Genomic DNA, 14516 nt, shown 5'->3' with positions numbered 1-14516 from the left:
ATCAAATTGTAACGTTATGTGACGCTTTGTATCAGTTTTATAGAGCAGCAACTGGAATTACATGAAACGTAGACCAGCTTGATTCAGTTTCTAGAGATTGAAGTTTGATTCATCTGTTGGACAATAGTTATAATTTTTTGACATCAGCCATTTAATATCTCCAGAAAAGAAGTATGGAGGCAATAGACAGTAGTGGAAATTTTTGTATTAAAACCCTACCGGACTCTGTGCATCCATCCGTGCATCCGTGGCCAAATCCTTTTCTAGCCCTGACTTCTACTTACTTGACGTAAAGATGTAATAGTAGCGATCGCGTGTTCGGCCACCAAGTCTATTTCTTCTGCAGTATTAAACCGCCCAATGCCAAAACGCACGGAAGCATAGGCTAATTTTTCTGAACGCCCCAAAGCTGCCAAAACATGGGAAGGTGCTATTTTTGCGGAAGTACAAGCGGAACCAGAAGACACTGCCACCACAGGTTGTAACCCCAATAACAATGCTTGTCCATCCACACCCTCAACACTAATATTCAAATTTCCAGGCAAACGCTGAGTTGGATGTCCGTTGAGAAAAATATTTTCCACTGTTTGCAGCTTTTTCCACAACTGTTTTCGCAAAGTAGTTAACCGTTTTGCCTCTGACTCCATTTCTGCTATTGCCACTTCCACAGCTTTACCAAAACCGACTATTTGGGGAGTATACAAAGTGCCAGAACGCATTCCTCTTTCGTGACCGCCGCCATGTATTTGAGGTGCTAATTTTACCCTGGGATGACGACGACGCACATAGAGAGCGCCAACACCTTTTGGACCGTAAACTTTATGGGCGGTTAATGATAGTAAATCAATATTCATTGTCTGCACATCTAGAGGAATTTTCCCAATAGCTTGTGCAGCATCAGTATGGAAAATAACGGAATTTTCTTTACATATTTCTCCTATTTTTGCCAATGGTTGTAAGATGCCAATTTCATTATTTGCTGCCATAACAGAGACTAATATTGTATCAGGACGTAAAGCAGTTTTTAGGGAAGTTAAATCAATAATTCCATCTGTATTTACCGGTAAATAAGTAACTTCAAATCCCAAGTTTTGTAAATATGTACAGGGGTCGAGAACGGCGTTATGTTCGGTGGTAATAGTAATAATATGTTTACCTTTATTGAAGTAAGCTTCGGCGGCTCCTTTTATTGCTAAATTATTTGCTTCTGTCGCTCCACTGGTAAACACAATTTCTTCGGGGGTGGCATTAATAGCTGAAGCTAAAATTTCTCTAGCTTTTTTAACTGCTGCCTCTGCTTCCCAACCATATTGATGAGTAACACTGGCGGGGTTGCCAAAATGTTCGGTGAAATAGGGCAACATTGTTTTTAATACTCGTTCATCAAGAGGAGTAGTAGCATTGCAGTCGAGATATATAGGACGTTTTAACATAATAATTACAGCAGTTTTCGTTGGAGGTACAAAGTTTTATTGCTCTAGGGAACAGGAAACAGGGAACAGGGAACAGGGAACAGAAAATATAAGAATAGACTTCTCCGGAAAAGAGGGAGTAGGGAGTAGGGAACCCACCCCTAACCCCTCCCAGGAGGGGAATAATTGATAATTTCTGTGCGATAATTGATTTGATTTTTTGGTAGTCCTGCATGGTAATGGTGAGGATATATATTTTTAATTTCTCCCACACTCCCCATCCCCCCATCCCCCATCTCCCCATCTCCCCATCCCCCCACACTCTCTCTACCATTACTATGCACCACCACCGATTTTTTATTCTTGGAAATGTTTAATTGATAACTTGACCTAATCCTTTTAAGATACTGAGTACATGATAAAGTTCATTAGTTTGGGGATTAGAAATTGTGAATTTTTTAGATAAAGCATATTGAGGTAAATTTTGTTTGACTAATTTGATAAATTGAAAATCATCTCCGTTGGTTACTAATCCAAAAATTGGTTTTTTCGGATGAGGATTAGCCATCATATAAGTGAGGGCTTGAGGGATACCATTAATTATAGATAATCCAGCATTTTTTGACTCAATTACTAATAACCACAGGTGATGTTTAAAAACTATTATATCAATCCGACCTTTAATAAGTTCATCCTGTGTTTCCACAGAAATATCAATAGAATTTTCATCTACAATATCAAAAGGAAGTTGATAAAAATCTGCCCAAGCAAGTAAGGGAGCAATTACTGTCATTTTTACCAAATTTTCTGAAATTTCCCGATGTTTAATGGCATTCAAATAATTTGATTTTGCTCGGTCTAATACTTGTTTTTCTATATCGGTTATCTCGGGTAAATTATCAAGCCATTCTCTAAAAAATTGAATATCATCTGTTTGGTTGAGACTAAATTTATGCTCAACATCAATCATATTTAGTTTATTTGCTTGGATAATTGCTGTCATATTTTTCGTCTGTTGTACTATACCAATCAACGAAGGCAGAAGGCAGAAAGCAGAAGGCAGAAGGCAGAAGGAACAATTGGATGGTATTTCTGACTCCAATCAATTGTAGACACCCTCGCTGACGATGGGGTATTATACCCTTGTTCCCTAGAGGTCACGAGCAGCGGGAGCTGGAGTAATTTCAGTTATCAGTTATCAGTTGTCAGAATTCTCTTCTGCATAAATGCCTCCTGCCCTCTGCCTTTCCTGATAAAAAAAGGAATGTTACGAATAATTAGTTAGTCTAAATTCCAATTAAAAGAAAATTTACATAATTATTTTTTTACTAAAAAACTATCTTTATATTCTATGCTATATTCAGTTTAAATTTTATTTTCACTGAATATAGCACATATAACGCCAGTTTTGAAATTAACTATTATTGTTAACTATTTACATCATCTTCACCAAAAATAAAGTTAACAACTTTTTCTATCAATTTACTAGATTTTTGGCTCATTTCTATTCTTCTGATATTACCTTGGTCTATTTCAATTGCAATACTATACGACATCAATTGATTCAGAAAGAATAAAAGTGTGGTAGTAAAACGAATAGTTCTACATAAAAGTTTATCTTCCTTTTTTGAAATTAGTTGCGGATTAACAATCGGTTTTGAAAATGACTGGATTAAAGTCCTATTCTTTTTTTCCCTAGCAGGCGTAGTACTTGTACTTTTCATAGAATTAACTGAAATTTAATGAGAGTAAGCCTTTTAGAGTATTAGAATATAAACTTTTATGTCTATTAATATTATGGTGAAAGCTAAAAACTGTGGTAAAATAGGAATTGTAGAAGCGTAATCATAACACTTCTTTATTAACACTATTTTCAGTATTTACCAAAAATATTGGTGTAAAAGCCGATATCTAAATACCGTAAAAGTTAATGAAATGAGGGCAAAAACACACTAAAGAAGTTTGGCAGACGACTAGGTGTTTCTTGCTCTCTATTTTTATTGTACGCTATTGAATTGAGCAAATAAAATGGATTTATTTTATTGTTAAAATATATAAAAAACTGAAGATTATAATTTTAATAAAATAGAGAATATACTGAAGAGTACAAAGTTCTCCAAAAAAACGATGAACTTTGCACTATCTAGAGAATATACAGAGGAGAAAAAAATCAAAATTCTTCATCAAATAGGTTAAGTCAGGAATAGTCAGGTAGAGCAGCCGTCCGATTAGCAAAGTACAGGAGGAGAGAGAATCACAAAGATTTAGTAGCTATGACTATCAAGCAGAAAAAAATCATACTTTTGGCTGACAAAAATTTTTGAATAATTAGTCAGTAGTCAGTAATTAGTAGTCAGTAGTTATCGGGACTGAGAATGGGGTCGATGGGAATTTTCACGCCACCAACCCCATTGACATTCTCTGTAAAGGTAGGGTCATTTCAGTTATCAGTACGGGCGATCAGTAGTAACGGTAAGGATTTGTGCGCTAAGGCTGAAACTCTTACTATAATTTAATTTTAGCCACCCATTTTTTAGATAAATTTTGCAGGCCATCAACTTCTGAGGTGTAGTGTCTAGGAATTAATCAGGGTTTTAAGGATTCTCACAGCAGCTCAAATAGTCTTAGCATACGTTTTGGTATCAAAACTACCGATCGCCCATTTTCAACTATTTAGTCTAAACTCCAGTATTAATATGAAATACGAAAAATTGTGCAAATATACGAATCTCCCCATCTCCCCATCTCCCCATCTCCCCATCTCCCCATCTCCCCATCTCCCCATCTCCCCATCTCCCCACCTATCGATCGCTATCATCTTTCATACTATTAATAGTCTTGATAATCTTTTCGTATTCTCCTCTCTTTCCTTGTTGTTGATAAATTTCTGCTGCTTTATGTAAATCATCAAGAGCCGCTTGAATATTTCCTAACTTCATATATCCTTCACTACGACAACAATAAGCGCGACCGAGATTCGGATTAATATTTATAGCACTGCTTTGATCCTTAACCGCTTGAGCATAGTCTTTTAACTTCATATGAATTAACCCTCGGTTAATATAAGCGTCTATTTTTCTCGGATACAATTTTAATACTTCATTATAGTCTACGATCGCTTGCTGCAAATCTCCCATTTCACAGTGAATTAAGCCCAAGTTATAGTAGGCCAAAGCATAGTTAGGGTTAATTTTTAGCGCTGCTTGACAATCAGCGATCGCCTCAGAAAAACCTCCTAATTTCAAACGAGCTAAACCTCGATTATTATAAGCAGGAACATAGTTGGGATTAATACGTATAGTCTCGCCAAACTCATAAATAGCTCCCTGAAAATCTCCTGTTTGAAAGCGAGCATTTCCGAGATTATTATGTGCTTCGGCATAGTTAGGATTAATTTTTAGAGCTATCTCAAAGTCTTTCATTGCCCCTTCTATATCTCCTAATCTAAATTTGGTAAAGCCTCGGTTATTATGACCCTCAGCATAGTTAGGATTAATTTGTATAGCTGCTTCAAAGTCTTTCATTGCCTCTTTTATATCTCCCATTCTCAGACGTACAATGCCAAGGTCGTTATAAGCTTGATGATATTGGGAGTTGAGATTTATGGCGGTCTGAAAATCAGCGACTGCTCCAGGAAAGTTTCCCAGACTTCGCTTAGTGTTACCTCGATGATAAAAAGCTTCTGCATTTTTGGGTTGAAGTTGTACTGCACGGTTTAAGTCTTCTAAAGCACCGCGATGCTCTCCGAGATCGAAACGAACTATACTTCGTTTGATATAAGCATCCACATAGTTAGGATTAATTTGTATCACCTGGTTAAAATCTTCTAGGGAGCCATTGTTATCTCGCATCAAACGACGGACTATAGCTCGGTTGTAAATGGCTTCAGGATGTTTAGGATTAAGTTTAATTGCTTCGTTGAAGTCGGCCATCGCTCCTTTTATATCTTTCATATTAAACCTAACATTACCTCGTTGTATATAAGCATCTACAACTTGAGGATTTAGTTTTAATAATGTGGTGAAATCATCAATTGCACCTTGCTGGTCTCCAAGGAAACGACGGGCAATACCTCGATTATAGTAAGCTTCGATTTTTGTGGGATTAAATTTTATTGCTCGATCGTAATCTGCTATTGCTCCTTTTGCGTCTCCTGCTTTAAAACGAACTACTCCTAAGTTATGGTAAATTTGAGAGTCTTGAGGATTAAGTTTCAGAGCTTGATAAAAAAGATTTATGGCTTGATTAAATTTGCCTAATTCTGCATAAGCTGCCCCTAAATTATGATAACTTTGGGGGTCTTTTGGTTCAAGTTTTAATGCTTTGTGAAAATTTGCTATTGCTGCCTTGAAGTTTCCCAATTGAGCCATTATAATACCTTTGTTATTGTAAAATTGATGATTATTTGGATCTAGTATTATTGCTCGGTTATAGTTTTCTAGAGCGCCAATATTATCTCTTTTTTGTAGTTTAATCAGTCCTTGTTTATGTAGTTCATTTACTCCTCGAACCCTACAGTTTTTGGCTTTTTCTTTCATTCCTGCTATTTGATATTGAATAATAGCTTTTTCCCATTGTTTTTTATTTTCAAATTCTTTGGCTCTACACAATGCGGCTTTCCGAGGAATTTTTGCTAAGTCATACTCATAAGCAGCTTTAAGCCATTGTTTTTTATTTTCAAATTGAATAGCTTGGTATTCTGCTTTTTTTTCGGGAATATTCATCTTGCAGCGTTTAGCATTAGCAAAGTTTTCGAGTTCTTGCCATTTTTTTGCTGCTGCTAACCATTCTAAGTTTTCTTCTAAGTTGTAAGCTTCACAAATTTTTTGCCTCTGTTTTTCTCCAATTTTTGCCCAACATCTTGCTGCTGATTGCCATTTTTTTAATTTCTCCAATAGTAGTGCAGTTTCTTGCCATTCTTTTAGTTCAAAAAATATTTTTGCTGCTTCTTCATAAGCTTGTTTTTGAACTAATAATTTGGCTTGAGCTTGTTTTTCTAAAATTAGATCGCCGGATTTAGTAAAGCATTCTTTTGCTTGTTGATAGAATCCTGCTTTCAAATAATATTCTCCTTGTTTACGCCATGTTTCTGAACTAGGATTTACACGATCGCTTCTTACTAATTCGGGAATTATTGATTGAAATAAACCTGTTAATTCTGGTTCTTGCCAGAGTGCACTAAGTTGTGATTCCCAAATATTTAATATTCTACTAGCACGGGTAATTGCTACATAAAGTAAATTTAATTCTAGTTTAAATGCTGGTTTTTCTTTTTCTTTTAATAAGCTACCTCGTATGACTTTACCCCAAAGTTTTTTTGTAGGCTGAAAAAATTCTACGAGAAAAACTGTATCAAATTCTAATCCTTTTATTTCTTCAATTGTAAAAACAAAACTAGAATTTAGTTCGGATCTAATTTTTTCTTTATCTGATTCTTTTCTGACTAAAATAGCATCACCAGGATATAAAGATGTTTCTTTTAATGTTTTGATTAATGTTGAACAATCTGCTGAAATCATCCTAGCTAATTGACCATTGCTACTGTTTGTCGTAGAGTAACTTTCTGTTGATTCTGCCAAGTATCGAGAACGTAATTTTAGTAGTTGATTGGCTAAATTAACTAAGCTTCCTACACTACGAAAATTAAATTTTAAAGTTTGTCTATCTACTTTTCTGTGAGGATAAAATTTATGTTTGAGTTTTTCCCATTGAAAACCACTAGGACTAATCATTTGATAGGAGTCTCCAGCAAAAAACAAATTGCCATTAGGACCCACTAAATTAAACAATAACTCTAATTGTATTTCTGTTAAATCTTGTACCTCATCACAAACAATCAAATCATATTTTTCACTATAATTATTTTCAATCAATCTCAACACTTGTCTAACTAAATCTATTTCATCATATAATTTTTCTTTTTGCAGCTTTTTCTGATACCACTTTGCAATATTATATATTTCTCTGCGATGCTTTTCCTCCAGACAAACCATACTATTTTTACTAATTTCTTCATAAGCTTTTTCAGATAAAACATCTTCTGTAGTAGCTAACTGTTTACCCTTAATAACACTTCTAATTTCTTCCCATACTAAAGCTGTTGAATATTGTTTTTTTCGAGGGTGTGCTTTGTAAATTTCCGAAAAAACTTGATAATTTACTTCATCTTGAACGTAATATTCTTGATGATAGTTACTCAGAATTTCCAAACATAGTTCCTGAAGATTTTTAAACTCAAAAATTATTTGACTTATTTGATTATTTTCTGCTTTTTCTAATTCACTATCTGCGACTATTTTATCAAACTGTTCCTTTGCGTGATTAACTAGCAAATGATTATAGGCAATATATAAACGTTTCCCTGAATTGTTATACTTTCTTTTTTGCAGCATTCTATATAATGCAACTGTGGTTTTACCTGTACCAGCACTACCATTTAATAAAAGATTTCCTGAGAGTCTAGCAAGTTCATACTCTTCTGCTGTCAGCTTTAAAGGTAAATCTGTATTTTGCTCAATAATTGCCTTTTGCCATTCCGCTTCTGACTCTAATACTCGCCACTGAATATTTCCTAACAACTCATCATCTGTCAAATCTGAATTGAGTTCCAACTTTAGAGCTTCTACTATTTCAATATTTGTTTGTTCTACTGCTGAGTATTGATTATTTTCATCGCTGTAATTATTCTGGTTTTGAAAATTGCTAGTTTCTAAAACCACTTCTACTTCTTCTGTTTCTAACCATTCTGAATCAGGACTTTTCTTCCTCGCTTTAGCACGTCGTGATACATCATCATGGTCTACACAAATATCTTGAATTGCCAGATAAACTTGCATTTTTCCTGTCTCTGGTTCTGATGATTTATTGTAGGTAAAAATTAAGCGACTAGCACTATTAATTCTAGCTTCCCATACTCTTTTATTTATCCCCTTCAGCTTTTTAACTCGTAACCCACTATCAAATTTTTGCTGCTTTAGTTTTTTAATACATTCCCATACTTTTTTTTTGTAAATTACTTTCCGCATCTTTTCGGAGAAATTCAACTATATCAGGATGTAAAACAGCAGGGAGTGACATACATTGACTTTATTACTCTTTGATTTTGATAATCACAAATAGTTTAACACAATACTATTTTTCATTTGACATCCTCCCCTGCCTAAAGGCGAGGGGATTCCCACATCACTGCGGGACTTTCCTCTTTCCTCGAGTCGGCTTACTTGCCTGAGTTTCCTCAACCAAGCAGAGGTCGTTCTCTCCAGAGGCGTGACTTTCCCTGTGCCCCAGGGTAGTTGCTAATTCTCTTAATGCTGATTGGAGTATATTGATAGCTGCATTCTCGTCCCTGTCGGCAACATAACCACAGTGTGGACATTGATGAGTCCTAGTGCTGAGGGTCTTCACAACTTTCTCACCGCAACTTGAACAATTTACAGAAGTATATGCAGGTTCTACTGTTACTACAGGCACACCATAGACTCTGCCAAAATACTCCAACCATTCTCTAAACCTGTACCATGCTGCATCTGCTATGGACTTCGCTAACTTATGGTTTTTCATCATGTTACGCACTTTCAGGTTTTCTATCGCTACCAAATCGTTAGATTGTATGACGCGCTGCGCTAATTTAACTGCCCAGTCGTTACGTCTGCGTGAAACCTTTAGATGCGCTCTACCTAACCTATTCCTAGCTTTACTCCTATTTTGACTACCCTTTTGAGTACGAGAAAGGCGACGTTGTAGTTTCTTGATTTTACGTTCACCTTGTCTCAAAAATCTCGGATTATCTACTTTTTCACCAGCTGAGTCAGTGTAGAAATGATTTAAACCTAAGTCTATTCCTAACTGAGTTCCTGTAAGATTTTTCTTCTCCTCTCTAGTATGGTCGATTGAGAATTGAGCATAGTAGCCATCATACCTTCTGACAACTCTGACTCGTTTGATTTGATTGATTTGATAGAAATGAAGGTTTCGACTACCCCAAAGCTTAAAAGTACCTGCTTTGAAGCCATCAGTAAAAGTTAAATAGCGTCTATCTTCTGATAGTTTCCATCCGCTAGTTTTGTATTCTACTGAGTCTCTAATTTGGTATTTTTTAAACTTGGGAAAACCCTTCTTACCAGCAACATTAGCTTTACAGTTTTGATAGAATCTTTCTATTGCTGCCCATGCTCTCTCAGCATGAGCTTGTCTTGCCATGGAGTTAAGTTGCTTGGCCCAGGGAAATTTAGGATTGTGTGCTAGTTTTGTGCAGTATTTGTAGGCATCGTTACGACTTTTAACTTCTCTGTCTATCCATGCTCGGATAATGCTATTGCGCACAAATCGACCAGTCCTAATGGCTGAGTCTAGCTGATTATACTGGCCTTGTGTGCCTTGCAACTTCATTTCATAGATGAGCATAGAAATGTTTTATCTTTTAATGCTACGATAAAAATATAGCACACAGTTCAGCATATCTGCAACTAATATATACATTAAAAAGTCCCCCTCAAAGGGGGAGGCACCTACCCCAATTTTCCGGTAAATAATTTTGTTTAGGTACTTAACAAGTATTTATGAATTAGTGTAAAAATACTAAATAAAATATTAATTATATTGCAGTTCCAATAAAAGTAGTTGTATAGTAGCTAACTAATAAATCTAGTTAAGCAATTCTACTCAATCAAAAATGAAACAAAATCCAACTGCTTTAACGCCTATTTATGAAAAAGCATGGCGTGAATCCCAATTTAAGCAAAATTTACTTGATAATCCTCTTGCTACCTTGCAACAAGAAGGAATGACCTTTCCCGAAGGAGTTAATTTCATTGCTGTTGCTGAAACTGATACTCATCGTTATATGGTACTTCCTGTAGAAGGCTCACCCAACAAAGGTGCTGAGACTTTATTAGAATATGTGCGTAGTAAAGCCATGCAGGATGGGGAATTTAAACAAGCTTTGTTAGCTGATCCTAAAAAAGTTTTAAGCGAAGAATTAGGCCAAGCTATTCCTGAGAATGTTGAAGTTACTGTAGTTGAGGAAACTGCTGATACTCGTTATTTGGTAATTCCACCTCAACCGGATATGCAGTATGTGATTGAACGGTCATGGCAAGATCCTATCTTTAAACAAAACTTGTTAAGTGAACCGAAATCTACTTTGGCACAGATTGGTATTGTAGCGGATGAGAATCAAGAAATCCAAGTCAAGGAAGAAACTGATTTTCAACGCTATATTCTTTTAGAAGATGAAATGAATACCCAAGAAGGAGAAGAAAGCGATCCCTTAAGTGCTTTAAAGGTAAAAGCCAGCCAAGACAACACCTTTAAACAAAAATTAATCCAAAGTCCTAAGCAGACTATTGAAGAAGAATTAGGGTTCACTCTTCCTTCTTGGGTTGAAGTAGAAGTTCTGGAAGAAACTCCCAATATATCTTATTTTATAATACCACATTTACCCTCAGAAGAGGAAGTAGAATCAGAAGAAATAATGGCTGTTACTGGTGGTTGGCGTCGTCGTCGTCGTTGGATTCGTGCTCGTGGTAGCTGGGGTGTTCGCCTTGGACGTAGCGGCGGTATCGGTTATACAAGCCGTAGTGGCACACGCCGTTGGTCTATCGGGTGGTAAATACTTATTAGGAATTTTCCATCATAGAGATATCCAGTCTAGCACTTCATAAAGTTGCTGTGGTTCTCTCACCTGAAGGAAGATGTTCTAGAACCCACTATGTTTATTCCCCAAACAGGTAAACGTCTCGGCAAAATGTTGGGCGTTTACCCAGGACAACAAACCAGGGTCGTCTTCTATTGACTTCTATCCCTGTGAGGGTCTTGGTATCTTCCTCAGCTCTATGATACGAGTCGTTGGCACTCATCAATAGGAAACACTTTTTTTTGAGTGTACTCCGACGACTCTCTTTTGTAACTTCAGCCCCTTGGCTTGCCACTAATCAGGTCTAGCTTTTCCAAGGTGCTTTTGATGGGGCGTTTTTTCCCACTTCTGTTCGAGTCTGTTTTCTGACAAAAATTTTCCGAAGCTATTATCAATTCCTGATAAATTCTGAAGTTGGTCTGCATCAGCTTTGGCAATTTTGCCTCGGCAGCTCTGTGAGATGAGTTGTTGGCACTTTTTGTGAACCTTATTAACTTAATAATAAGGTTAAATCCTTGCCATCCTGCCGTCTCCTCCTCTTTTCTAACGAAGGGCGATCGCAATCCTTGAAAAATCTTAAGTAGATTGCATTAAAAATCAAAGCAATGTAGATTAAAAAACTAAATCTACACATTAAGCAATTGTAATCAATCAAAAAATGAAAGAAAGTCCAACTGGTTTAACGCCTATCTATGAAAAAGCATGGCGTGAACCCCAATTTAAGCAAAGTTTACTCGATAATCCTCTTGCTACCTTGCAACAAGAAGGAATTACCCTACCCGAAGGAATTAATTTCATTGCTGTTGCTGAAACGGATGCTCATCGTTATATCGTAATTCCTGTGGAAGGCTCACCTGACAAAGGTGCTGAGACTTTATTAGAATATGTCCGCAGTAAAGCTATGCAGGATGAGGCATTTAAACAAGCTTTGTTAGCTAATCCTAAAACAGTTTTAAGCGAAGAATTAGGCCAAGCTATTCCTGAGAATGTTGAAGTTACTGTAGTTGAGGAAACTGCTGATACTCGTTATTTGGTAATTCCACCTCAACCGGATATGCAGTATGTGATTGAACGGTCATGGCAAGATCCTATCTTTAAACAAAACTTGTTAAGTGAACCGAAATCTACTTTGGCACAGATTGGTATTGTAGCGGATGAGAATCAAGAAATCCAAGTCAAGGAAGAAACTGATTTTCAACGCTATATTCTTTTAGAAGATGAAATGAATACCCAAGAAGGAGAAGAAAGCGATCCCTTAAGTGCTTTAAAGGTAAAAGCCAGCCAAGACAACACCTTTAAACAAAAATTAATCCAAAGTCCTAAGCAGACTATTGAAGAAGAATTAGGGTTCACTCTTCCTTCTTGGGTTGAAGTAGAAGTTCTGGAAGAAACTTCTAATACATCTTATTTTATCATACCACATTTACCCTCAGAAGAGGAAGTGGAATCGGAAGAAATGATGTCAGTTACTGGTGGTTGGCGTCGTCGTCGTCGTTGGTTCCGTATCCGTACTCGTCGTTGGTTTCGTCGTCCTTGGCGGACTCCTACTATACCTATTTACCGTGCTAAATTTTAGAGGTAAAAGCTAGCCAAGACAACACCTTTAAACAAAAATTAATCCAAAGTCCTAAACAGACTATTGAAGAAGAAGTAGTGTCTTACGTTGTTGGTCTATTGGTTGGTAAATACTGAATAGATTGACTATCTAATATTAAGTGGGGAGAAGTAAGAATAAAATTGCTTTCTTCCCCTGCTATTAAGCTTAGTCATGTCAAAATTATCAGAAATATAATGCAAAAAAATATTGATTATCTTGATTATGAAACTACTTTTCAGAGTTGTTTTGTCAAGGATTATTGGAATCAAAAACCTTGTATTATTCGAGGGTGTGTTAGTCAATGGGGTGCAAATACTTGGGATTTAACTTATTTAAAAAGATTCCTTATAAGGGAGAAGATCGAGGAAATTTAAACAAAGTTCAAATTCGAGATCCTAAAACCGAAATTTGGCAAAAATGTCAGCCTAATCATTTACCTCAAATTCGGAAAAAACTCAATATTACTACCCTAGAATATCAAGCGGATGAATGGTTGTTTCCTCTGACCCATCCCGAAATGCTGGAGGAAATTAAGATTCCATCCTGTTTACAAAATCCTCAGTGGTTAAATATGATTCCTTTATCTTTGCGTCCTATTTATCCTCGTATTTTAATTGGTTATGCAAACACAGGAAGTCAACTTCATATTGATGTCTGTAATACTCCTAATTGGATGGGATTAGTCAAGGGAGTTAAACGTTGGTTTGTAGTCGATCCTCAAGAAGGGCAAAAACTTGAAGATTACTTAGATGAATTTACACCTAATACTTCTGAACTAAAAGAAAAAGTAGATGTTTATTATGAGTTTGATCTTCAAGCAGGAGAAATGGTGTATTTACCAGCCAAATGGTTACATCAGGTTTGTAATGTCTCTGATTCCATTGCGATTACCTATAATTTATTTAATCTAATACAAGCAATTGCTTACGGTTTTAACTCTATTCTTTACAATCTTGAAAATAGTTTAGAGCAGCGTAAATCACGATTAAATACAAAACAAAAAGCAACGGTAAATAGTCAACTTAGTCAACTTAATCTTGTATCTGATTCGAGTCTTTCTTTCTCATTGAGTAAACTGAAATCGACAAAGTCTAATGCCTTAAATATTAAGCTTTAAACTTTCCTATTTTAGTTAATTCTCATTCCCAATTAAAATCTTGTTGTTTTGAAAAACAAATAAATAATGACTAAACCAATCACTAAAATTACTATTGTCGGTGGGGAACAGCAGGTTGGTTATCAGCTTTGTACTTAATAACTTTTTAGATTATAAAGCAGGTCCTGAAAAGCCAAAATGTAACATTACCCTGATTGAATCTTCTGACATTCCCACTGTAGGAGTTGGAGAAGCTACCATTCAAAATGTTCGAGAAACTTTTAAATCTTTAGATTTAGATGAAACAGAATGGATGACTCGCTGTAATGCGACTTTTAAAATCGCTATAAAATTTGTTAACTGGTTAGGAAAAAATGATGTTTTCTGGCATCCTTTTAACGAATTACCTGAAGTTAATGGGTTAGAGTTATCTCATTATGTAGTAGATAAAAAACTTAATAATCCAGATTTTGACTTACAAAGTTATCATAAAGAAGTTCCTATTTGTTTAGCTCAAAAATCTCCGAAATTAGGGACTGAAGATGATTACAAAGGAAAACTTGATTATGGCTACCATTTAGATGCAGGATTATTAGCTACTTATTTAAAAGAAAAGGCTATTTCAAGGGGAGTTAATCACATTGTTGATAAAGTTCAAGATGTGAACTTAACTGAACAAGGTTTTATTAAGTCTCTGAAAACCGAAAATCATGGAGATATTGAAGGGGAATTATTTATTGATTGTTCTGGTTTTAGAGGATTATTAATTAACCAAGC

Annotated in this window: 12 protein-coding genes; 4 read left to right on the top strand and 8 right to left on the bottom strand. The window is 35.9% G+C overall.

Annotation, left to right across the window (positions count from 1 at the left end):
* Positions 1–263 precede the first annotated feature (263 nt).
* The 7 genes from SAGCYANO_RS34070 to SAGCYANO_RS34050 form a co-directional block, all read right to left on the bottom strand.
* Positions 264–1433, bottom strand: a complete 1170-nt coding sequence (locus tag SAGCYANO_RS34070) for an IscS subfamily cysteine desulfurase (RefSeq protein WP_202224099.1) — start codon at positions 1431–1433, stop codon at positions 264–266.
* A gap of 140 nt (positions 1434–1573) precedes the next feature.
* A complete protein-coding gene (locus SAGCYANO_RS34065; protein ID WP_237396959.1) occupies positions 1574–1762 on the bottom strand; it encodes a hypothetical protein in 189 nt (62 codons plus the stop codon).
* Between the two features lie 23 nt (positions 1763–1785).
* Positions 1786–2415: a type I restriction endonuclease gene (locus SAGCYANO_RS34060; RefSeq protein ID WP_202224097.1), complete on the bottom strand. Its 630-nt coding sequence runs from the start codon at positions 2413–2415 to the stop codon at positions 1786–1788.
* A gap of 424 nt (positions 2416–2839) precedes the next feature.
* Entirely contained in the window at positions 2840–2968 is a 129-nt protein-coding gene (locus SAGCYANO_RS48410) for a hypothetical protein (RefSeq protein ID WP_255502812.1), read from the bottom strand.
* A 1122-nt stretch (positions 2969–4090) separates the two neighbouring features.
* The gene (locus tag SAGCYANO_RS48405) at positions 4091–4213 is read right to left on the bottom strand and encodes a hypothetical protein (RefSeq protein ID WP_255502810.1); all 123 of its coding nucleotides are present in this window, start codon (positions 4211–4213) and stop codon (positions 4091–4093) included.
* A complete protein-coding gene (locus SAGCYANO_RS34055) occupies positions 4214–8437 on the bottom strand; it encodes a tetratricopeptide repeat protein (RefSeq protein ID WP_202224096.1) in 4224 nt (1407 codons plus the stop codon).
* Positions 8438–8594: 157 nt separating this feature from the next.
* On the bottom strand, positions 8595–9815 hold the full coding sequence (locus SAGCYANO_RS34050; RefSeq protein WP_202222798.1) for an RNA-guided endonuclease TnpB family protein: 1221 nt from the start codon (positions 9813–9815) through the stop codon (positions 8595–8597).
* A gap of 268 nt (positions 9816–10083) precedes the next feature.
* Here SAGCYANO_RS34050 and SAGCYANO_RS34045 point away from each other — a divergent pair, with 268 nt between their 5' ends.
* Entirely contained in the window at positions 10084–11022 is a 939-nt protein-coding gene (locus SAGCYANO_RS34045) for an NHLP leader peptide family RiPP precursor (RefSeq protein ID WP_202224095.1), read from the top strand.
* Positions 11023–11125: 103 nt separating this feature from the next.
* Here SAGCYANO_RS34045 and SAGCYANO_RS34040 read toward each other — a convergent pair whose 3' ends face one another.
* Complete coding sequence (locus tag SAGCYANO_RS34040; protein ID WP_202224094.1) at positions 11126–11341, bottom strand: hypothetical protein; 216 nt, start codon at positions 11339–11341, stop codon at positions 11126–11128.
* Positions 11342–11704: 363 nt separating this feature from the next.
* On the opposite strand from SAGCYANO_RS34040, the gene SAGCYANO_RS34035 reads away from it, so the two are divergent.
* The 3 genes from SAGCYANO_RS34035 to SAGCYANO_RS34025 form a co-directional block, all read left to right on the top strand.
* On the top strand, positions 11705–12622 hold the full coding sequence (locus tag SAGCYANO_RS34035) for an NHLP leader peptide family RiPP precursor (RefSeq protein WP_202224093.1): 918 nt from the start codon (positions 11705–11707) through the stop codon (positions 12620–12622).
* 322 nt (positions 12623–12944) lie between these two features.
* On the top strand, positions 12945–13760 hold the full coding sequence (locus SAGCYANO_RS34030; RefSeq protein ID WP_202224092.1) for a cupin-like domain-containing protein: 816 nt from the start codon (positions 12945–12947) through the stop codon (positions 13758–13760).
* Positions 13761–13875: 115 nt separating this feature from the next.
* The coding region (locus tag SAGCYANO_RS34025) for a tryptophan 7-halogenase (RefSeq protein ID WP_202224091.1) at positions 13876–14516 on the top strand (641 nt) is incomplete at its 3' end.

Source organism: Okeania sp. KiyG1 (genome assembly GCF_014132355.1).
GTDB lineage: Bacteria > Cyanobacteriota > Cyanobacteriia > Cyanobacteriales > Microcoleaceae > Okeania.
This window is presented reverse-complemented; position numbering and strand designations above follow the sequence as displayed.